Here is a 22,522-nt window from a genome sequence, read left to right as displayed (position 1 = left end):
ACCGATTATTTGGTTTTTTGGTACTGCTTTTTCGCAGCATCAATGAAACCTGCAAACAATGGGTGACCATCACGTGGCGAGCTTGTAAATTCCGGGTGGAATTGTACTGCAATAAACCAAGGATGTGCAGGAATTTCAACAGTTTCTACTAAATGTTGGATCGGTGAATAACCAGAAATCTTCATGCCTTTCTCTTCCAGCACTGGGATATAACGGTTGTTCATTTCGTAACGGTGACGGTGACGTTCGATGATTTCATCAGAACCGTACACAGCAGCAGTCTTGGTCCCTGGTACCAGTTCAGACTTCTGTGCACCTAGACGCATTGTACCGCCAAGGTCAGAATCTACAGAACGCTGTTGCACTTCACCACGCTCATCTAACCATTCAGTGATCAGACCAATCAATGGAGATTTAGTTGAACGGTTGAATTCAGTCGAGGTTGCGTCAGCAATACCAGCCACGTTACGTGCATATTCAATTACCGCAAGCTGCATACCCAAGCAGATACCCAGGAACGGTACGCCATTTTCACGGGCGTATTTGATTGCCTGCATCTTACCTTCAGTACCACGTTCACCGAAACCACCTGGAACCAGGATAGCGTCAGCATCTTTTAATACTTCGTTTACATCCTGACTTTCAAGCTCTTCAGCATTCACATAGTCGATCTGAACTTTAACGCGGTTTTGAATCCCTGCGTGTAAAAGTGCCTCATTCACAGATTTATATGCATCTGGAAGTTCAACGTATTTACCGACCATTGCTACACGTACAGTGTATTCAGGATTCAGTAAAGCTTCTACAACGTTATCCCAATCTGTTAAGTCAGCTTCAGGAAGGTCGTTATAACCAAAACGTTCACAGATTAAATCGTCAACATTTTGTTCATAGAAAGTACGTGGGATCTGATAAATCGTACGCGCATCTTTACATACGACAACTGCACGTGCTTCAACGTTAGTGAACAGTGCAATTTTACGCGTAGTATCTGCATCAACATCGTGTTCAGTACGACAGATCAGAATATCTGGCTGAATACCAATCGACAGAAGTTCTTTAACAGAGTGCTGTGTTGGTTTGGTTTTTAATTCTGCTGCAGACTTAATGTATGGGAGTAACGTTAAGTGCATAAGCATCGTGCGCTTGTGACCAAGTTCAACCATTAACTGACGTACAGATTCCATGAATGGGAGAGATTCAATGTCACCTACTGTACCGCCGATCTCAACGATCGCAACGTCATAACCTTCACCGGCGCGAAGTACACGTTCTTTAATATTATCAGTAATATGTGGAATAACTTGCACAGTACCACCCAGGTAGTCACCACGGCGTTCTTTATTCAGAACATCCTGGTAAACACGACCTGATGTGAAGTTATTCAGTTTGGTCATTTTCGCACGACGTAAGAAACGTTCGTAGTAACCCAAGTCTAAGTCTGTTTCAGCACCGTCTTCTGTAACAAAAACTTCACCATGTTGGAATGGGCTCATGGTCCCCGGATCGACATTAATGTATGGATCCATTTTTACCATGGTCACTTTTAAACCACGGGCTTCTAAAAGTGCAGCAACAGAAGCAGCTGAAATACCTTTACCTAGTGATGATACAACACCACCAGTAACGAAAATAAAATGGGTCATTGGGTTTCTCGTACAATCGAGCCTAAATAGGCCTGCAATGTTGCGCAATTTTACTTTACCTTGCACCTAGAAAGCAAAGTCAATCCGCATCAATTCAAAGAACAATAAACAATTGACTATTCTAGCAGCATTTCCGATAAAAAATTAGAGTAAGTTCAGATCATTTCTATCTGCTAATTTACTGCTATAATATTGTAATCCCCTCTACATTTACCTATGAAGTAATGATGAATAAGAAACTTTTAATCTGTGGCGCGCTTGCAACCGGACTTTTACTTACTGCATGTGTAAAGAAAGAAGCTCCAAAGGAAGAGGAACAGACTGAAGTTGCTGCAGCATCGGAAGCAACCCCAGTAGAACAGCCGAATTTCGAAACACTGGAACCAGCAGAACAAGATCAGCCTTTAATTGAAGAAATTCCTGAAACAGTTGAAGTGATTCGTGAAGAAACGCCGAATACCACAACTGAAATTCGTCGTGAAACTCGACCTGCTCAAAGTACTCCTGCTACAGCACCGGCAGCATCACAACCTGCTCAAGCACCAAACACCCAGGATTCTGAGACTGAATACAAGCCTAAAACCAATTCAGGTGCAGAACAGTCAGAGGATGATGCTGTGGCAGAAGCCATTGCAGCTGCTACGCCAGCACTTGAAAACTGATTATTTTTCAGTTAAAAACCCAGCTTATGCTGGGTTTTTTAATGCTACGTATTCAGGTTCTGCTTCTTCTATTTCTGCCGCGGCCATAGAAAGCTGCTTCAGATACTGTGCCATAAGACGAGTAGCCCATGATTCAGTTCTGGTGAAGCCCTGATAAAAACCGCAATGACTGCCCCTTTTCGTAGTAACTACAATAATATTCGGCATGGCACGAATACGGTCTTTATATGGATGCAGATTGTTAATATGACAGACTGGGTCGTCTTCTGCATTCAGAATCATCAATGGGATTTTGACATTTTCAAAGACATAAATTGGGTTCGTGGCCTTGGTATAGGTTTCATAGTCTTCATAGCCAGCCAACTGAAAATACAGCTTCTCAAAATCGGCCAGATTTTGAACGGAAAGAATCTGCTCCCAGGAAGGTATATTTTTCCAGGTGTCCTGATAAGGATGAATAAATTTTTTCAGTAATTTTTTAGCCATAACCTTGCTATAAAATGGATGCACATAAGCAAAACCACTTTCAGTGTTATAGCCCGGACACAGTGCAAAAGCTGCTTTGAGTGGGGTTTGCTCACCCTCTTCCCCCAGATAGCGCACCAACAAACCTGTTCCAGCGGAAGAACCTACACCATATAGTTCGGATTGCGGGAATTTATCCTGAATATAAAGTAACTGTTCACGTAAATCTTGAGTGGAGCCAAACAGGTTCATTTTCGGAACAGGCATCGGTAAATTGGCATGACCACGGCGTAAACATAATGCCACTCGCCAACCCGTGTGCAGATGCAGATCTCTGACCAGCTCACCCATTGATTCTGGTGAACCGGTAATGGTATGTAGTAAAACAATCGTTGGCGTATCTACTGGCAGGTCGAGTCCATACCAGGCAATACCAGTGATTCCGCCATCAGACATGTTCAGCTGCTCAATTGCATCATATTTTAGTTTGATAGTTTTCTTTTTGATCAAGTCAAAATACAGAATATGGGCATGCGCATTGCATAGCCACGGTGTAGGACGGTATTTTTGCTTTAATTGTGGTAAATGATCAATCAGGTTCTGAAATACGCCATTTGGGTTGTAATATAAAGTAGGCGTGTCCGCACCAATCACACGGTCCAAATATTCACCTGAAAGCTGAACTACTTTTTTTATCAACATTTTCATTTGTCTTTCCATCCAGTTGTCCTTCAGTGACTTACAAATTTCATGCCGGGTTATATGATGGCTCCTGAATCAGACTAGTTTTGGAAGGCCATCATCCGCTGTCCCATTTGTGCAGCAAGCGCTTCAAGACCTGACTTCGGCCGAATCATCACTTCGAAGTCGATAATTTTTCCTTCATCATTGAACTGAATCATATCGATACCCTTTAATTTCTTATCCCCCACATTGGCAGAAAACTCAAGTACAACATGGTTACCGTCTTCTGAATAGAAAGTACGGTGATAAGTAAAGTTCTCGAATACCTGAATCACATTAGTCAGAATAAAAAAGACTACAGGCTTACCTGAGTATGGATTAAATGCCACTGGTGAACGAAATACCACTTCATCTGCCAGCAGTTCATTCAGAATATTCATGTCACGGCTTTCCAACATTTCGTGCCAGAATACGAGTGAAGTTTTGGTGGTTTGTAGAGTCATTTTTGGGTCCTTTTTTGTTATTCGTATTTTTTAATTTAGAGCTCCTCCCTGAGCAAGTTTTAAAGCAGTGCTTTAAAATGAAGCGCAAGAAAGGGAGGTTGGAAGGGATTTTTCATATTTTCAATCCCCTTAAATCCCCCTTTTTCAAAGGGGGACTTCCTTAAGCATTTTATTTAAAAGTAGTTCCCTCTCCTTTAAGGAGAGGGTCAGGGAGAGGTAAAGAATTCAATTACCCTCTCCTAAATCCTCTCCCAGAGGGAGAGGACTTGAAAGCTATTAAATCACCGCTGCCAATTCAGCACCTTGACGAATCGCGCGCTTGGCATCCAGTTCACCGGCTTCTTTAGCTCCCCCGATCAGATGCACGCTCTTGCCTGACTGTTTCAGCTCATCAAACATGGCAGTATAAGATTCCTGACCTGCACAGATGATGACATTATCTACTTCAAGCAACGTTGGCTGACCGTTGACTGTAATATGCAAGCCCTGATCATCCACTTTTTCATAGCTGACACCAGGGATCATTTTTACGTGGCGGTGTTTCAGACCTGTACGATGAATCCATCCGGTTGTTTTACCCAGGTCTGCGCCCACGGATTTTGCTTTACGCTGCATCAAGTAAATTTCACGACTTGGCTGCTCTACACTTGGCTGTTTTAAACCACCGACATTGTCATAATCGGTATCGATTCCCCATTCATCATAGAATTTCTGCGGATTGACGCTGCCACTTTCACCTTCATGGCTTAAATATTCCGCGGTATCAAAACCAATACCGCCTGCACCAATAATGGCAACATGCTGACCCACAGGCTTACGCTCTTTTAGCACATCCAGATAAGACAGCACTTTTGGATGATCAATGCCTGGAATATCCAGTTGACGTGGATTCACCCCAGTCGCTACGACGATTTCATCAAATTCTGAAGACAGCAGCTGCTCAAAAGTCGCTGTATGATTCAGTTTGAGCTGAATACGGGGTTGCAATTCGATCTGGCGTTTAAAGTAACGAATGGTTTCGTAGAATTCTTCTTTGCCCGGAACAGTTTTGGCAATATTAAACTGACCGCCAATCTGATTGGATGCCTCGAAAACAGTGACATGATGACCACGACCTGCAGCATAAATCGCGAAACTTAAACCAGCTGGACCCGCACCAATTACTGCAATATTTTTTGGTGTAGACACTTCTTTGAAAATTAGTTCAGTTTCATAGCAGGCGCGCGGATTGACCAGACAGGTCGCAATTTTCATCGAGAAAATATGATCCAAACAGGCCTGGTTACAGCCAATACAAGTATTGATTTCATCACTACGGCCCTGCTCGGCTTTCACGACAAATTCGGCATCCGCCAGCATCGGCCGCGCCATGGAAACCATATCCGCATGACCGGCAGCCAGGACATATTCTGCCATTTCTGGAGTATTGATACGATTTGAGGTAATTAAAGGAACTTTGACTGAACCTTTTAGCTTTTCAGTTACCCAGGTAAAAGCTGCACGTGGCACTTTGGTCGCAATGGTTGGAATACGCGCTTCATGCCAGCCAATCCCTGTATTGATAATTGTTGCACCTGCTTTTTCGATTTCCTGTGCCAGCTGAATCACTTCTTCCAGCGTTGAACCACCTTCAACCAGATCCAGCATCGACAGACGATAGATGATAATAAAGTTCTCACCTACGCTTTCACGGGTCCGGCGCACAATTTCAATCGGGAAGCGGATGCGGTTTTCATAACTGCCACCCCACTCGTCATCACGATGGTTGGTACGTGCGGCAATAAATTCATTGATCAGATAGCCTTCCGATCCCATGATTTCCACACCGTCATAACCGGCATATTGGGCTAAGCGTGCACAGTTGGCAAAATCATCAATAGTCTGCTGGACTTCACTCGAAGTTAGGGCATGTGGTTTGACCGGATTGATTGGCGCCTGAATCGCAGACGGCGCGACATTTTCAGCCTGATAGGAATAACGTCCGGTATGCAAAATCTGCATGGCGATCTTGCCGCCAGCTTCATGCACTGCTTGAGTAATTACCTTGTGCTTCTCAGCTTCTTCTATCGTATCGAGCTTAGAGCCACCTTGGAAAGTCACACCGTGATCATTTGGCGAAATGCCACCAGTCACAATCAGGGCCACACCCCCTTTGGCACGTTCAGCATAGAATGCCGCCATACGATCATAACCACCCGGGGCTTCCTCCAACCCGACGTGCATAGAACCCATCAGAACCCGGTTTTTTAATGTGGTAAAACCCAGATCTAATGGGGCAAGTAAATGCGGATACTTTGACATTTCGACTCCTTAGCGTGCCTGTCAGCTGGCTATTTTTTATATCGGCTGATGTGAAATTCCCCTCAGTCATCAGCTTTTATGCAACTTGTTGCATTAATTTATAGTTCAGAATTGATTTTTATGCAACATGTTGCATAATAATCCCGAGTCATTTTTCTTGAGACGTTTATGTCTTTATCGCATGTTCTATTGACCAGTTTACTGGAAAAACCAAGTACCGGTATTGAGTTAGGACGCCGCTTTGACCGTTCGATGGGCTTTTTCTGGAATGCCACCCATCAGCAGATCTATCGTGAACTGAATGCCATGTTACAAAAAGGCTGGATTTCTACCATAGAAGATGAAGACAGCAGTTCACGTAAAAAGACTTATCAGGTAGAACGTCCAGGACGTGAAGAACTGGCCAACTGGATGCTGGAACAAAGTCCACCGGCTCAACTACGTGAAGAATTGATGGTACGCTTACGTGCTGAAGCCCAAATGGGCAGCAATACTATCTTGCCAGAACTGGAAAGGCATCTAGAGTTGCACCGGGAAAAACTGAATATTTACCGACAGATTTTTGCCAAAGATTTTGCAACAGCTGACGAAAATAACCGCACACTGTATATTCATAAAATGATTCTGCAACTGGGTATCGATCTGGAAGTAGGCTGGATTAGCTGGTTAGAAATCATGATTCCAAAATTAAAACAATTTAATAATGCAGCTGCTGGCTAGCATATAAAAATAAGGACTCAGTCGATGTCATATTACAAAATGCCCGATGGCGAAATGCTTTTTGTACGCGAATATGGACAGGGTCAGCCGGTAGTGGTGTTGTCCGGCCTGGGGATGTTGAGCTAGCAATGGGCGGCTTTCCTCTATCCGCATCGGCATCAGTTCAGATTTATTATTCCGGAGTGGCGCGGTTTTGGGGCTTCCAGTAATTGCAAGATTCCAGATATGAATGCAATTTCCAGTCACTGGCTGGATGTGCAATCGGTAATCCAGCAATTACATCTTGATAAGGTGATGGTGATTGCATATTCCATGGGTGCCACTACGGCCATGCATGGTATGCACTATGCTAATTTCGCCGAGCATATCACTGCTTATCTGCATATTGACCAGACCCCAAAAATCCCGGTAGATGACAGTTGGAGCTATGGCCTGTTTGGTGAACATCATCCGGTATTTATTTCTATTCTGACCCAGATTTCAGAATTACTGGCAACACATCAGAATGTAAAATACATTAAAGATTTGGACAGTAACACTCGCCATCAGATTGCCAAACTTTGGCTGCAGTTTATTGGCTTGCAAAATAACAATAAATACAGCCTGAAAGCCTTTGAATGGATTATGAATCAGCCACGCCTGCAAAGTCTGCTATTACCATCAAACCGGGTCGACTATATGGCCTGGTATATCAATAATTATCTTTACCATCGAGAAGATTACCGTGCGGCGATTCAGACACTCAAATGCCCGGTGACTTTCCTTAGCGGCTCACAATCCAAACTTTATCCAGTTGAAGGTCAAACCCTGATTGCCCAAAGCATTCCACATGCCAAACAGGTACGTTTTGAAAAATCCGGGCATACTCCACTTTTGACTGAACCGGTAAAATTTAGCAAGGAAATCGCGGCATTCTTAAAAGCCAGTGCTAAGCACAGCAATCACGCAGCTTAGAGGAAAAAAGAAACAAAATGAAAAAACTGGTGGTCTTTTCTGGTGCAGGTATGAGTGCTGAAAGCGGAATCAATACCTTCCGCGACAGTGATGGTCTTTGGGAACAGCATCGCGTAGAAGATGTGGCAACACCAGAAGCATGGCGACGTGATCCCGAACTGGTACAGCGCTTCTATAATGAACGGCGCAAAAAGATTCTGGCTGCACAACCCAATGCTGCGCATCAAATGATTGCTGAATTGGAAGTTGCTTATGACATACATGTGATTACCCAGAATATTGATGATCTGCATGAACGTGCTGGAAGTTCAAAAGTTATTCACCTGCATGGCAATATCCGGCTGGCAAAAACGTCTGGACCAAAAGCGCAATACACCACCGAGTTTTATCCAATTGATGGAGCTGAACTGGATCTCAATAAACACCTTTGTAAGGATGGCTATCCACTGCGTCCGCATGTCGTGTGGTTTGGTGAAGCTGTACCTGCTTATGCAGAAGCACAGGACTGTGCGCAGGATACTGATATTTTCATTGTGATTGGTACCAGCTTGCAGGTTTATCCGGTTGCTGGCTTGATTCATGAGATTTCATCGAATTGCAGCGCTTACTATATTGATCCTAAAGCCAATCAGCAGCACTTACCTCCTCAGTTTGAGAAAATTGCCATGACTGCTACCCAAGGCATGCAATATCTGAAAGATAAACTGCTCAATGAAGCTAGATAGTCAATAAAAAGACAAAGTCAGCATTGACACATTGCAACAATAATTCTTTAATCACCTTATTGTTGCGTATATGGAATGAACTCATGCTGACAGATCTGGATGACTTTTATTGTTTTGCCCAAGTGGTGGAACATGGTGGCTTTAGTGCAGCAGAACGCGCCACTGACATTCCCAAATCCAAACTCAGTCGCCGGGTTTATAATCTGGAAGAACGTCTCGGTGTTCGGCTAATTCAACGTAGCTCACGTCATTTTGCTGTGACTGATATCGGTATGAACATTTACCGTCATGCCCAGGTTATGCTCAGTGCCGCCCAAGCCGCCCATGATCTGGTCGATCATCTCAGTACTGAACCACGCGGCATTATTAAACTCAGCCTGCCAGTTTCTATTGCACAAAACGAAATCGCACGGATTCTCCCTGCATTTCTGAAACAATATCCTGAAATCAAAATTCAGATGATGGTCACGAACCGTCGTGTGGATATCATCAATGAAGGTTTTGATATTGCCCTACGCGTCCGTTCCAGTCTGGATGATGATCCAAATCTGGTAATCCGTCAGTTTGACCAGATCGAACAGCATCTATTTGCCAGTCAGGGCTATCTGAATGAATTTGGTCATCTGAAAAATCCGGAAGAATTGTCCGAGCATAAAATCCTGAGCATGGCGGATGAACATACTGAACAGTTTTTGATATTACACAATAATATGCAACAACAGAAAAAGATCCGCGTTATGCCGACAGTGCTTGGTTCCGATCTAAGTATGCTGGCACAACTGGCTGCTTCAGGCTGTGGTATCACCCTATTACCTGATAACGTCGTGCAGCAATATGTGGAACGTGGTGAACTGGTACGTGTACTTCCGGAATGGAAAGCAGCACATGGTATTTTCCATATGGTTTATCCGTCACGTCGTGGCTTGTTACCTGCTGTTCGGGTCTTTATCGATTATCTGGTTGAGCACCTGCATCATGATTAGATTAATGAGCATCTAAGTAAAATAAAATAATAAGTAAAAAAAGCTCATCTACGGAGGATGAGCTAGTCAGAGTCACTACAGCATTAAGGGGTAACAATATTTACTCTGTAAATCAAAAAATATATCGCTTAGATCATTATCTTGGCTCTTAATCAGTTAATTATACGAGCAAGAATAAATAAAAGAGATTGATACAGCTTATCTATCTAACTCATATAAATATAGAGAATGAATCTCATTTGCACCACTGCAAGGCGTAATATTTTGTATTGTTTTGAAAACGTATGTGTATGCTCATTTACAATTAAAAAAACACTGATTTTTTAAAAATCAGTGTTTTCACAATCAGAGATTTATCTTTTATTTAAATTGCAGGATAAGAGCCCGTGCCTTCTGGCCATGGAGATAACAATTCAAAGCCAGTGTCAGTCACATAAACCATATGCTCCCACTGCGCAGATAACGATTTATCTGCAGTCACCACTGTCCAGCCATCTTTAAGTTCTTTAACACGCGCTTTACCCAGATTCACCATTGGCTCAATAGTGAATACCATGCCTTTTTTTAGTACCAGACCCTGACCCGGTTGACCATAGTGCAGAATGTTTGGCTGTTCATGGTACACCTTACCTATGCCATGACCACAGTATTCACGTACGATACTATAACCTTCACGATGTGCCACAGACTGGATGGCATAACCAATATCACCCAACGTTGCACCCGGTTTAACCGCATGAATACCGGCGACCATTGCTTCATAAGTGGTTTCAACCAGTTTTTTTGCTTCAGCCGAAGGCGTACCAACATAGTACATTCTACTAGTATCACCAAAATAGCCATCTTTAATAATCGCAACATCGATATTGATGATATCGCCATCTTTTAATACGGTAGTTGCTGATGGAATGCCATGACACACCACTTCATTAGGTGAAATGCAGGTAGTCTTGGTATAACCGTAATACCCCACATTCGCCGGAATAACATGGAGTTTATTCACAATAAAATCATTACAGATGTCATCCAGGTATTCTGTCGTGACACCTGGCTTCACATGCTCTCCGATCATTGCTAAAACCTCAGCAGCCAGACGGCCCGATATACGAAGTTTTTCGATATCCTGTTCAGTTTTAAGACTTATCGTCGAAGCTCTCATGTGTTCATCCTCTTGGTCAATCCTTGAATTATAGACCCTTTTTTCGAAAGATGCGGTGAATTCCTTCAATAACAGTGATCGGAAAATGTATATTTAAAACATGTATTGCTTATAGATTAAACAAATAAAACTATTCAGGATTTTTTAAAAATATTGATAATTTATGATGATTTTTATGAATTATAAATTTATTTGATTGAATTCATAAATTTATTTTCACCAAAGTTCTACCTATCAGTTAAACAGAAAATTACTCAAGGAAATTCATCGAGGCTCAAGCCAAAAGGTGCTCCAAAAATCAGCATATTTCCTTTAAAATCGCTTTCTTTTGTGCGTTTATTCTCCCTCTATGACAAGTCTCCGTACTCGGGATATTGTTGCCTTAGGTTTTATGACCTTTGCACTGTTCATCGGTGCCGGCAACATTATCTTTCCACCGATTGTGGCTCAACAAGCCGGTGAGCATGTATGGTTAGCTGCTCTAGGTTTCCTGGTTACTGCAGTTGGCCTGCCTGTTATCACCATCGTGGCACTGTCTCGTGTTGAAGGTTCAATCCAGATCTTAAGTTCACCTTTAGGTAAAGCCGCAAGTCTTTTACTGACCGTGGTTTGTTATCTCACTGTTGGACCTTTATTCGCAACACCACGTACTGCAACCGTTTCCTATGAAATTGGTTTCTCCTCTTATTTTGGTAATGAGCCAAGTAATCTGCTGATCTATAGTGTGATCTATTTTGCTGTAGTGACACTGGTTTCGCTGTACCCAAATAAAATTCTGGATACTGTGGGTTACTTCCTGTCTCCATTGAAAATTATTGCCTTGGTCATTTTAGGTGTAGCTGCAGTTCTTATTCCTGCCAGTAATCCACCTGCTGCGATTGGTAATTATGTTTCTAGCCCGGTCACTGAAGGCATCGTCAATGGTTATCTGACCATGGATACTTTGGGTGCCTTGGTCTTTGGTATCGTGATTGTGCGTGCAATTACTTCTCGTGGGGTCACTGACCGTAAGCTGATTACCAAATATGCGGTAAATGCTGCCATTATTTCCGGGATCGGCCTAACCTTGGTTTACCTCAGCCTGTTTAAATTGGGTCTGGGTAGTCATGAAGTTGCCCCAAATGCTGCCAATGGTGCGATTATTCTACATGCTTATGTACAACATGCCTTTGGTGATATGGGTGCCTATTTCCTTGCAATTATGATCTTTGTTGCCTGCATGGTAACTGCGATCGGGCTGACCTGTGCATGTGCTGAATATTTCTCATCGATTACTCGTTTACCATACAAAGCCTTTGTATTTGTTCTGGTTGGCTTCTCGCTGGTGATTTCAAACCTCGGTTTGACCAAACTGATTGCCGTTTCTGTGCCTGTACTGAGCGCGATTTATCCGCCTGCAATTGCATTGATCCTGCTGAGCTTCTGTGGACATTTCTTTAAAAAGCCTGCTCAAGTTGTTGCACCAACCACACTGGCTGCATTTATTTTCGGTATATTTGATGGTCTTAAAGTTGCCGGTTTTGATTTACCTGCTGCACTTCAGAATTTGCCGCTTTCTGAGCAAAACATGGCATGGCTTATCCCAGCCCTGATTGTTCTCGTGATTTCAGCTGTAATTGACCGTATCAGAAACTAATCTTTCTGCGCAGTGTCAATAAATCGTCTTTTTACCCAGAATACGATTTAAGCATGATCAATAATTGTCAGGTTTTACCCAAACGGACATTTATTGGTTCAATTCACTGCATGATTATCACTAAGCAAGCGTTCAGTTAAAAGTAGATAAAATTTAGCTGATACACAATTTAACCATTCGTTTAGCTAAACTACCCTAATCATTTCCAAAATTATTCAATTTCATTTACTTATATCAATATTCTAACAAATTTTATAATTCTTCAGCATCCCGCATACACGTGCTTACATTCTCTGTCGAGTAAACTACATATTGTGGCGTAAAATTTGCATTTTTCCGCTTGTGCCATTTAAGTTTTATCACCCAGCACTGCCTTAAACCCTAATTTAAGCATTTAAATGGTTCAGGTAAATTGCTGTACTTTGATAATTTTTATAGCTCTACGACTAAAGTTGCTGTATTTCACCAGAACAGTCATCCGGAGCTATTGAAAAGTTCTGGTATTCGAAGTACAACTGTATGTTCAATTCTGATCAATCCACTCAGTTTTGGACATCAATAACACTAAAAATAGGAGGGATGGAGATGTTATCAGTACATTTCAAAAAGCAAGTCTTCATTGACGCTCTTAAAGCCAATTCTAACCTTGTGGTGTTTCTAAGCACTACCTTTGCGCTAATGTTGACTTTAATCGTTCACTGCGTAATTCAAGGCAATTTAAAGCCAGAGTATTTAGCGTATGCGCTGATCGTCTCGGCTGCATTTTACCTATGGGTGGTCATTGACCAGAAATATCGCTAATTAACCTTGATGTTGAACCACATGGATGACTTGGCCACTCATCCATGTGGTAGAAGAAAAAGAAAAGTCCAATTCAAGTATTTCTCCTTCCAATCAGAATAAAAATAATCTAAAACAGCCCCTGTGTTGCGCCCCAAAGTAAGATTCCTGTTCCACCTAGTTCTGCCACAATTAACCCGATCATCGCCAAAGTCATTAATATGCCCGGTAACTGAACCTTGCCCAATTGATGCGGTTTTTTGAATTGGTTGGTGGTGTCTTTCAGCACGCCATGCAGAATATAAGCCCCAATTGAGAAGCTGAAAAAAGCAAGATTCAATACTACACAGATCAGATTTATAGTTTCTGAAAATTGAGAATAATAAGCCAATACCGCAAGAATTAGTGTGGCTGGTGCATACAACAAGCTGCTACGATGATGATATTGAATAATAGTGACCGAAATTGCCTGCGGGTCATACAGATATTTCTTTAGCTCCTTTTCACAGGTTAACGTAAACACCTGCTGATCAAACTCGGCAATTTTTTCAAAAAAATAATCTTGTTGTTGTGTGGATAAGGCTTTGAAGTCAAACACCGTCTCAGTGATATCCATAATCCTTCACCCTATGATTGTTTTAATTTTTCAGACTCATTTTAGTGTCACAACCCGGAATCAGTTATCACTATTTTCCTGGATTTGTCCATTTTGTGATAAATCATTGTAATTATATGAAATAATTCATATTAATCAAAATAATTGTGAGTAAATTTAATCTAATGATTTTACAACGCTTATCTGGGCTTTCTCGCTAAAAAACCTGATAATTCAGCGAATTAATGAGATCTGGTTAACATTTTAATTCGACCAAAGGTTATCTGCCTGCCATCTACACAACGGCGAAATAACCGTCGTTATATTACATGAATTTTCAACTAAAAATCAAAATGAATCATAAAAAAACCAGTGAAAAATCACTGGTTTTTGTGAAACAAAAAATGTGTGAAGAATTAAAACAACTGGAAAGCTTTAGATGCCCAGCCGCGTGCAGCCGATGAACTGACCGCAGGCAAAGGTTGTCCTCCATAAACTACGCTGCCCTGCCGATCCTGATAACTCATCCAGCCAATGGTGTCAGCAAAGCCAACTGGGGCTTGGCTATAGTCACACACGCCTTGCGGGAAAACCCGATGCAATCGCTGGAGCTGTTCATTGCTAAAGCGGACCGTATTGCCATAATCCGAAACATTTAAAGGTTTCAGCTGACACTTGTTGGCATAGGTGGTCAGGCTGTCCCCGGCCACCATACGCGGTGTGCTATATACCGGTAATCTGCGCGTGCTGCACAGATTCTCGCGGTTAATGATGCCGGCAGTAATACAAGCATCTTTTACATCTGCCGGTTTGTTTTGGGTCAGTTTGGTGGCAATAGGCAAATCACTTAAGTCTTTTTCGACATTGCTTAACCAGCGGTCCATATCATTAAAGCTGATTTCCAGACAATTGACACTGGCAATCATGACCAGATCACCGCCATAAATCACATGGTTATTATAATTGCCATGCGCTTTTTCCAGTCGCGCCCGAATGGCAAAGGTACGATAGGAATCATGGAACAGCGCCGGGTCCGGACCTCGACAGTCAATAATCGCCACTTTATTCAGGTTGTTCCCAACATTAATTAAGCCACTGCGATAGGCATTATTCAGCGCCGTATAATTGGCTTCTAGACGTTCAGGCACATCCTGAATATCAATATCCACACCGCCTATTTTTTCGTTTAACTGTACAAACTGTTCTGGGGTAATGATATTTTTCATCAAGCTGTCTAGGCCATATTGTACCCCGACATTATCTATCGGCAGGCCGGCAAAACCGCGACCAATCCGTTTTTCAGTTTCGGTCCACAGCTCCGTTGGACGTGGGGCTAGCAAATTAATTGCCGCATCCTGAATCGAGCAACGAATGCCTTGAGGATTATTGGTGGCATGATATAACTGCGCCGATGAAATTCCCTTGCAGATGGTATTTGGCCGCGCCACATCAAACTGGGCCAGCTCACTGACATAGCCATTAATTTCAGAAATATGTCCCTGAACATGCGCAATCTGATGCGGCAAGAAGCTTAAACGGCCTTCTGGAGTCTGGAAATAATTAATCATCAGGTGATAATCGGCGAACTGTGAAGCGGTACTCCAGGCATCAGGGAATGAGCAAGTGGGTAAAATCCCCTGATAAATTCCCGGATAGGCATTGGCCACCCATTGTGCTGCCAGCGCACCACCTGAACAGCCCTGCCCGATGGTATAGCGCAAGGTGCCATACTGCTCAATAAAACGTTCTTTGGCCATAATCAGCGATTCAGCCTGAATTGCCAGATTACAGTTATGACCACTATGAGACAGTGCAGTCGACATCACCCCAAAGCCGCGGCCTAAAGCCAAAATGGTGACATCAGGCAAAATGGAACTTGAAGTGGCAATGACCGTTGGCGCAGAGGCAGACTGGTAATCATTACCACAGCTTTGGCCATGCGTGACCACCAGTTTATGGTTAAATTGCGCTTGTGGCTTTAAGGCGGTCCACGGCTGGTTCGGATCATACAACACCGCAAAACGGTATTCATCGCGGTTCTGATAGCCCACTTCCTCACGCACAATAAATGGCACCGTTAGTCCTTCATCGGTAGTGGTGGTGGCAATATTCTGACTGGCCGGCGGTTGTGCCGGGTCATAACTTTTAATGAGTCCCAAGCGATCTTTATAGTAATAGTTATATTGCACAGCCTTTTGACAGAACTGATCGGTCGACGCATTAGTACAGGTCCAGGGCTTTAACTGCGGGCCAGACAGTAATGGTCCACTCGAAGGATGATTGATCAGGCTTAAATTCTGATAATAACGCCCTGCTTCAACCTTGAGTTGATTATCGCCCAGTTTAAGTCCTTCAACTAAGGCTTGGCGCTGCTCATTGGCAAATGCATCACTAATATTTTGTCCATTCAGGGACACTTTCAACGCCGTAGTTTGAATATCATCGGGCAGATCCAGTTTCAGCAATACATCCGAGTCTGTAATTAAATCTGGCCGGGTGGATAACACCTCCACCATTTCCCGTTCTACTTTTGAAGATGTTCCTGAACCGGAAGAATCTCCACCTCCGCCACCACAGCCATACAATATGACACTACACACCGCAATATTGAGGCTATTGAATACCAGTTTTCCTTTCATACGCTCATCCATAAATTATTATTTTCTGAAGTTTTTATCTGTATAACTTCATTCATGAGCATAAAGATAATTTAACAACAACCATTGTCATTATTGTTACTTATTGTTTTATGGGCTATTTGAAAAAATCACCAAAATCAGGGATAAAAACTCAATTAAGCGTTTAAATATTTGATTTAATTTCAAGCTATTTTGCATGACTTAAAAGATGAATAGTTATATAAATTTTACTTTAATTAACTTGGTAAATGATTAAATTCTTTTATTCTTGTGTAATATTTTCCATCTTATTGGAAAACTTTTGTAACTATTTAGCGATGAAATGAGAAATTCAAAACATCCAAATTTCAGATAAAAATGCTTAATTTTGAGCGATAAAACTTGCTCCTCCCCCCACTTTTGACTATGACCTTCCATTTATAACCAGCAGATCAGAAAAACTTTCGTAGGTTTAAGTAAAAGAATGTGCTTTAATACGCTGAGTATGAGATGAGCCTCTTACAGTATGTGCCTCAGATGTGCATACGACTAGCCCCTAACCATGGGGCTTTTTAATGTCTATATGATTTTGAAGTCGTATTAAAATTTAACCGGAAAATGCAATGATACTCTGAATCACCACAGCATTCACAATATCAATAAAAAATGCACCACACAGCGGTACGATTAAAAAGGCTTTATGTGATGGACCATAGCTATTGGTGACCGCCTGAATATTGGCAATCGCAGTCGGGGTTGCTCCCATACCAAAACCACAATGCCCTGCTACCAATACGGCTGCATCGTAATTTTTTCCCATGATTCTAAAGGTCACAATTGCGGTAAATAAAATCAGTACCGCTGTCTGCGCAAACAAAATGGTAATGAGCGGGCCTGCCAAATCGGCCAGCAACCAGAGTTGCAGTGACAGTAAAGCCATAGATAAATACAGGGACAATGACGCGTTGCCAAATACATCAATGGCACGGTCGAAAATATCGACTTTCAGTACATGCTCCAGAAAGTTACGTACAATTACTCCTGTACCTAAAGCCCAGACAAAGGTCGGCAGTTCAAACCATCTTCCCTGACTGATCTCTGTCATTTCATTCGCAACAAAAATACATAGCGCAAACATCCCCAAAGTCGACACTGCATTACTGGCTGTAATCAACCGGGTTTTCTTTGGATATTCGAAGGGTGCGGTGTTGATGCTAGTATCGAGTTGTTGTTCATTGGTCTCTTGCGCTACTGTCTCTGCCAACTGATTTCGTTTAATCAAGAATTTGGCAACCGGACCACCCACAAGCCCACCAATAATCAAACCAAAAGTAGCACTTGCCATTCCGAGGACAATTGCCCCCTGTATTCCATATTGAGTTTCAAGCACTTCACCCCAAGCACCGGCAGTACCATGTCCACCCGTTAAGGTAACAGAACCGACAATCAGACCAATCAATGGATCAAGCCCAAGTGCTGTGGCTAAACTCATGCCAACCGCATTTTGTACAACTACAAATAGAATGACACAGACCAGAAAGATCAGCAGTGATTTCCCACCTTCTTTGAGCTTGGTAAAGTCTGCACTTAAACCAACAGAGGTAAAGAACATCAGCATCAGAATGGTTTGAATTTCTGAGTCAAATGTGGCACTGATATTAAAAAATTTATAGAGAATAAAAGCTGTAATCGCTGCGATTAGACCGCCGATTACAGGTTCAGGTAAGTTATAGTTTCTAAAGAAGCCAATTTTACTAACAAGATACCGCCCAATAAAAAGAAAAAATACTGCAATCACCAAGGTGCCAAAGGCATCGATTTCATAATTCATAACATTCCCTATTAGCTTTATTTTCATACAGTTTTAGGAAAACAGTATGAAAAATCAATTTTAGAAATGTTATGCAAGTTATTGTTTCTAGTAATTGTTTAATTTATGTCCTAAATAGATTCAATTAATACGATGGAATATCATAAACCCAATTGTGTGCTTGCTGGTCTGTCGTACTTTCACAAACATAATAATCATGATCCCAAGCGTCTTGATGGAAGATTTCCTTTTTATGGTAAGTCACCTATTTACCATTTTCGATACACACGAAACTATCGCCTTGGTCTTTCACTTGGGTTGCGTTTAGGAAGCCACCGATACAGAGAAAGCGGGATTATTTGGGCATGTATCTACATCAATAATTGAAGATATTAATATTATAATTTAATTCTTAACATGATAAACGTTTAAAAGAGAATCATTTGGCACTTCCATTTTTATATAAACCCCATTCTTTAAGAAGCCTATTAATGTATTTTTACCTCCGCCCCTAAAAAGAATATCAACATTATTAATTCTAGTATAATTTATTTTATTTCCCCCCATACTCTTCATTAATATCAACTGTGCAAAATCATTTTTAATATAAATACTAGTTTTCATGACTCTCACATTAGTTTTTTCCATTGAAAAGTTAACTATTTTTTCAATTACATTATATTGACCACCCATTAAAAATGGTATGATCAAAAAAGCCCCCATAAGAATAGATAAAGCATTTTTTCTTTCTCTAAGTTTATTTTTGAGAATTTTTTCATAAGCATTTTCAATACTAGAATTATTATTCAATATTTTAGATAAATATTTATATTCTAGAGAGATATTATAGATCAATATATAAAAGATATATAAATAAATACATACAATTATATAGTATAAAAATTCAGCAGATTCAAGACTAAAGGAAACAACTAAAAAAATAAAAAATGATATTAGACAAATAAGAAAACTAGTAAATTTATCAAATTTAGGAATAATTAATTTAATATCTCCAGCTACTTTCCTGCTAATAATATTTTTAACTATTTTAGGTGATTTTTTATAAATTAGAAAAAATACATCAAATATTAATTTTCCTTGAATCCATAGTAATAAAAAGATTACGCAACATATCATACCAATTACTATAGATAGCATAAACAATAGCAATCCATCGCCAATTGCAAACTCATTTGGTAAATAACTTATAAGTAAAAGATAATATATTAAACTCAATCCCCCTATACCTGCCCCAAACTTTATTAAATTAAGAAATAAATTGGTTAATTTTGTAAAATTTTCTATTAATAATAAATGCAATGGATTCATAATTTAAACTTTAGATTTATAAAAAAATAAGGGCTGATAAATCAGCCCTTATTCTAAACTACTTTTTGATCAATTAAGCTAATTGAGCAGCAGCAATTTTCTTAGTATCGATGTCTTTAGCAGCATCTGTATACTCGCTCATCTTGTCGAAGTTCAAGTATTGGTAGATGTCAGCAGACATGCTGTCGATTTGAGCAGCGTACTGTTGGTATTCTTCTGGAGAAGGTAATTTACCCAATACAGCAGCAACAGAAGCAAGCTCAGCAGATGCCAGGTAAACGTTAGCACCTTGACCTAGACGGTTCGGGAAGTTACGAGTAGAAGTCGATACACAAGTCGTGTTCGGCGCTACGCGTGCCTGGTTACCCATACATAGTGAACAGCCTGGCATTTCTGTACGCGCGCCAGCTTTACCATAAGTATTGTAGAAACCTTCTTCCATCAACTGGTGTTCATCCATACGAGTTGGAGGAGCCAACCATAGACGAGTAGATAAAGAACCACCAGGTACTTTGTCTAGAAGTTTACCAGCTGCACGGAAATGACCGATGTTCGTCATACAAGAACCGATGAATACTTCATCAATTTTCACACCTTGAACGTCAGAAAGAAGTTTTGCATCATCTGGGTCGTTCGGGCAGCAAAGAACTGGTTCTGTGATTGTAGAAAGGTCGATTTCGTACACTTTAGTGTATTCAGCATCAGCATCAGCTTTAAGAAGTGATGGGTTTTCCAACCATTTTTCCATGTTCTCAACGCGGCGCGCCATAGTACGAGCATCGCCATAGCCTTGTGAAATCATCCACTTCAGCATAGTGATGTTAGAACGTAGGTATTCAGCAACTTTCTCTTCAGAAAGCGTGATCGCACAACCAGCCGCAGAACGTTCAGCAGAAGCATCAGAAAGTTCGAATGCCTGCTCAACAGTCAGGTCAGTTTCCATTTCTGTCAGGTCGATCTCAAGGATACGGCCAGAGAAGATGTTTTTCTTACCTTTCTTCTCTACAGTCAGGTCACCTTCTTGGATCGCTACGTAAGGAATCGCATGTACTAGGTCACGAAGCGTGATACCAGGTTGCATTTTACCTTTGAACTTCACAAGAACAGACTCTGGCATGTCAAGTGGCATAACGCCAGTTGCAGCAGCAAATGCTACCAGACCAGAACCCGCAGGGAATGAAATACCGATTGGGAAACGAGTATGCGAGTCACCACCAGTACCAACTGTATCTGGAAGAAGCATACGGTTTAACCAAGAGTGGATAATACCGTCACCTGGACGTAGAGAAACACCACCACGGTTCATGATGAAATCAGGAAGCGTGTGTTGCATTTGAACGTCAACTGGTTTTGGATATGCAGCTGTGTGACAGAATGATTGCATTACCAGGTCAGCAGAGAAGCCCAGGCAAGCAAGGTCTTTAAGTTCGTCACGTGTCATTGGACCTGTTGTATCTTGAGAACCAACAGTTGTCATACGTGGTTCACAGTATGTACCTGGAACAACACCTTGACCTTCTGGAAGACCACAAGCACGACCAACCATCTTCTGAGCAAGCGTGAAGCCTTTGCCAGTCGCAGCAGGTTGTACAGGCGTACGGAACAAGGTAGATACAGGAAGACCTAACTCTTCACGTGCTTTAGTTGTCAAACCACGACCAATGATCAGGTTGATACGGCCGCCAGCGCGAACTTCGTCTAGAAGTACTGGAGTTTTCAGTTCAGCTTCAGCGATTTGAGCACCGTCTTTGAACGCAGTTACTTTAGCAGCAGCTTTGTCGATCTTCAGGGTGATTTCATCGCCCATGTTCATGTTTGCTACGTCGATTTCAACTGGTAATGCACCAGCATCTTCCATCGTGTTGAAGAAAATCGGAGCAATTTTAGAACCTAAGCAGTAACCGCCTTCTTTCTTGTTCGGAATATGCGGAATTTCGTCACCGAAGAACCAAAGTACAGAGTTAGTAGCAGACTTACGAGAAGAACCTGTACCAACAACGTCACCTACGTAAGCAACCTGGTTGCCTTTCGCGATCAGTTCTTTGATCTGGTTTAATGGACCAACTTCACCAGGAACTTCTGGGTTGATGCCATCACGTACGTTTTTCAACATTGCATTTGCGTGCAATGGAATGTCTGGACGGCTCCAAGCGTCTTGTGCTGGAGACAGGTCATCAGTATTCGTTTCGCCAGTTACTTTGAAAACTGTCAGTTTGATTTCTTCAGGAACGTCTTTACGGTTTGTGAACCATTCAGCGTCAGCCCAAGATTGAAGAACTGCTTTCGCATTTGCATTGCCTGCACGTGCTTTGTCGGCAACGTCATGGAACGCATCAAATACAAGAAGCGTTTTTTTCAAAGCTTCAGCAGCAAGACCACCAAGCTCTGTGTCTTCTAGAAGTTCAACTAAAGGAGCAACGTTATAACCACCAAGCATAGTGCCCAGTAAGTAAACCGCACGTTCTTTAGAAACTAGTGGAGAAGTCGCTTCGCCTTTTGCCAATGCAGCTAAGAACGCAGCTTTTACGTATGCAGCTTGGTCAACACCTGCAGGAACACGGTTTTCAAGCAAGTCAACTAGGTATGCTTCTTCACCCGCTGGTGGATTTTTTAATAATTCAACTAATGCAGCAGTTTGAGCATCGTCAAGTGGCTTCGGTGGGACTCCGAGTGCGGCACGTTCTTCAACGTGTTGGCGGTAAGCTTCTAGCACGGTTTATTCCTCTTTTTTAAAAAATTATCTGTGAATTCCTACTTTATAAAGCTTCACAAATAATATGGACTCTCAAATTTTACTAAAATTCCAGTTAAAAGTTAATGCAAGTAAAGTGTTTCTTTGTGATGCTCATTATTTTGTAAATAAATGATGTGCATAATGATTATTTGATAATCAAAAATCTGTTTTCTTGCATAAATTAAGCTCCAATTGAGCACTTTTAGGTGAATTTCACT

16 protein-coding genes and 2 pseudogenes are annotated in these 22,522 nt (G+C 41.6%); 7 read left to right on the top strand and 11 right to left on the bottom strand.

The window, feature by feature from the left end:
* Positions 1–5: 5 nt before the first annotated feature.
* On the bottom strand, positions 6–1,646 hold the full coding sequence (locus tag HADU_RS05210) for a CTP synthase (protein ID WP_004815797.1): 1,641 nt from the start codon (positions 1,644–1,646) through the stop codon (positions 6–8).
* A gap of 227 nt (positions 1,647–1,873) precedes the next feature.
* Here HADU_RS05210 and HADU_RS05205 point away from each other — a divergent pair, with 227 nt between their 5' ends.
* On the top strand, positions 1,874–2,308 hold the full coding sequence (locus HADU_RS05205) for a hypothetical protein (RefSeq protein ID WP_008304156.1): 435 nt from the start codon (positions 1,874–1,876) through the stop codon (positions 2,306–2,308).
* Positions 2,309–2,332: 24 nt separating this feature from the next.
* Here HADU_RS05205 and HADU_RS05200 read toward each other — a convergent pair whose 3' ends face one another.
* The 3 genes from HADU_RS05200 to HADU_RS05190 all read right to left on the bottom strand — a co-directional run bounded on the left by HADU_RS05200 (position 2,333) and on the right by HADU_RS05190 (position 6,261).
* Positions 2,333–3,481, bottom strand: a complete 1,149-nt coding sequence (locus tag HADU_RS05200; protein WP_008304155.1) for a YheT family hydrolase — start codon at positions 3,479–3,481, stop codon at positions 2,333–2,335.
* A 74-nt stretch (positions 3,482–3,555) separates the two neighbouring features.
* Positions 3,556–3,960: a nuclear transport factor 2 family protein gene (locus HADU_RS05195; protein WP_004815792.1), complete on the bottom strand. Its 405-nt coding sequence runs from the start codon at positions 3,958–3,960 to the stop codon at positions 3,556–3,558.
* A 276-nt stretch (positions 3,961–4,236) separates the two neighbouring features.
* Entirely contained in the window at positions 4,237–6,261 is a 2,025-nt protein-coding gene (locus tag HADU_RS05190) for an NADPH-dependent 2,4-dienoyl-CoA reductase (protein ID WP_004815791.1), read from the bottom strand.
* 168 nt (positions 6,262–6,429) lie between these two features.
* Here HADU_RS05190 and HADU_RS05185 point away from each other — a divergent pair, with 168 nt between their 5' ends.
* The 4 genes and pseudogenes from HADU_RS05185 (at position 6,430) to HADU_RS05170 (ending at position 9,643) form a co-directional block, all read left to right on the top strand.
* The gene (locus tag HADU_RS05185) at positions 6,430–6,981 is read left to right on the top strand and encodes a PadR family transcriptional regulator (protein WP_004815788.1); all 552 of its coding nucleotides are present in this window, start codon (positions 6,430–6,432) and stop codon (positions 6,979–6,981) included.
* Positions 6,982–7,005: 24 nt separating this feature from the next.
* A pseudogene (locus HADU_RS05180) lies at positions 7,006–7,935 on the top strand (alpha/beta fold hydrolase).
* Positions 7,936–7,952: 17 nt separating this feature from the next.
* Positions 7,953–8,660 (top strand): SIR2 family NAD-dependent protein deacylase, encoded by a 708-nt coding sequence (locus HADU_RS05175; RefSeq protein ID WP_004893026.1) that lies wholly within the window; start codon positions 7,953–7,955, stop codon positions 8,658–8,660.
* An 83-nt stretch (positions 8,661–8,743) separates the two neighbouring features.
* On the top strand, positions 8,744–9,643 hold the full coding sequence (locus HADU_RS05170; RefSeq protein ID WP_004893023.1) for a LysR substrate-binding domain-containing protein: 900 nt from the start codon (positions 8,744–8,746) through the stop codon (positions 9,641–9,643).
* A 364-nt stretch (positions 9,644–10,007) separates the two neighbouring features.
* Here HADU_RS05170 and map read toward each other — a convergent pair whose 3' ends face one another.
* Positions 10,008–10,802: a type I methionyl aminopeptidase gene (gene map, locus HADU_RS05165; protein WP_004893021.1), complete on the bottom strand. Its 795-nt coding sequence runs from the start codon at positions 10,800–10,802 to the stop codon at positions 10,008–10,010.
* A gap of 349 nt (positions 10,803–11,151) precedes the next feature.
* Between map and brnQ the strand changes: the two genes are divergently transcribed.
* Both brnQ and HADU_RS05155 read left to right on the top strand, forming a co-directional pair.
* On the top strand, positions 11,152–12,438 hold the full coding sequence (gene brnQ, locus HADU_RS05160; RefSeq protein ID WP_004893019.1) for a branched-chain amino acid transport system II carrier protein: 1,287 nt from the start codon (positions 11,152–11,154) through the stop codon (positions 12,436–12,438).
* Between the two features lie 585 nt (positions 12,439–13,023).
* Positions 13,024–13,239 (top strand): hypothetical protein, encoded by a 216-nt coding sequence (locus HADU_RS05155; protein WP_004893017.1) that lies wholly within the window; start codon positions 13,024–13,026, stop codon positions 13,237–13,239.
* Between the two features lie 109 nt (positions 13,240–13,348).
* Here the strand turns inward: HADU_RS05155 and HADU_RS15850 are convergent, their stop codons facing one another.
* The 6 genes and pseudogenes from HADU_RS15850 to HADU_RS05130 all read right to left on the bottom strand — a co-directional run bounded on the left by HADU_RS15850 (position 13,349) and on the right by HADU_RS05130 (position 22,283).
* Positions 13,349–13,834 (bottom strand): hypothetical protein, encoded by a 486-nt coding sequence (locus HADU_RS15850; protein WP_008304148.1) that lies wholly within the window; start codon positions 13,832–13,834, stop codon positions 13,349–13,351.
* A 395-nt stretch (positions 13,835–14,229) separates the two neighbouring features.
* Positions 14,230–16,452, bottom strand: a complete 2,223-nt coding sequence (locus HADU_RS05145) for a DUF6351 family protein (protein WP_034592326.1) — start codon at positions 16,450–16,452, stop codon at positions 14,230–14,232.
* A 586-nt stretch (positions 16,453–17,038) separates the two neighbouring features.
* Entirely contained in the window at positions 17,039–18,262 is a 1,224-nt protein-coding gene (gene gltS / locus HADU_RS05140) for a sodium/glutamate symporter (protein WP_008304146.1), read from the bottom strand.
* A gap of 124 nt (positions 18,263–18,386) precedes the next feature.
* Positions 18,387–18,581: pseudogene (locus HADU_RS15845) on the bottom strand (hypothetical protein).
* Positions 18,582–18,646: 65 nt separating this feature from the next.
* Positions 18,647–19,570 carry a hypothetical protein gene (locus HADU_RS05135; protein ID WP_008304145.1) on the bottom strand — a complete coding sequence of 308 codons (924 nt, stop codon included), beginning with the start codon at positions 19,568–19,570 and terminating at the stop codon, positions 18,647–18,649.
* A 73-nt stretch (positions 19,571–19,643) separates the two neighbouring features.
* The gene (locus HADU_RS05130; RefSeq protein ID WP_008304144.1) at positions 19,644–22,283 is read right to left on the bottom strand and encodes a bifunctional aconitate hydratase 2/2-methylisocitrate dehydratase; all 2,640 of its coding nucleotides are present in this window, start codon (positions 22,281–22,283) and stop codon (positions 19,644–19,646) included.
* Between the last annotated feature and the right edge of the window lie 239 nt (positions 22,284–22,522).

Source organism: Acinetobacter sp. HA (genome assembly GCF_000264725.1).
Classification (GTDB): domain Bacteria; phylum Pseudomonadota; class Gammaproteobacteria; order Pseudomonadales; family Moraxellaceae; genus Acinetobacter; species Acinetobacter schindleri.
The sequence above is the reverse complement of the archived record's forward strand: the minus strand, read 5'-3'. Positions and strand labels throughout refer to the sequence as shown.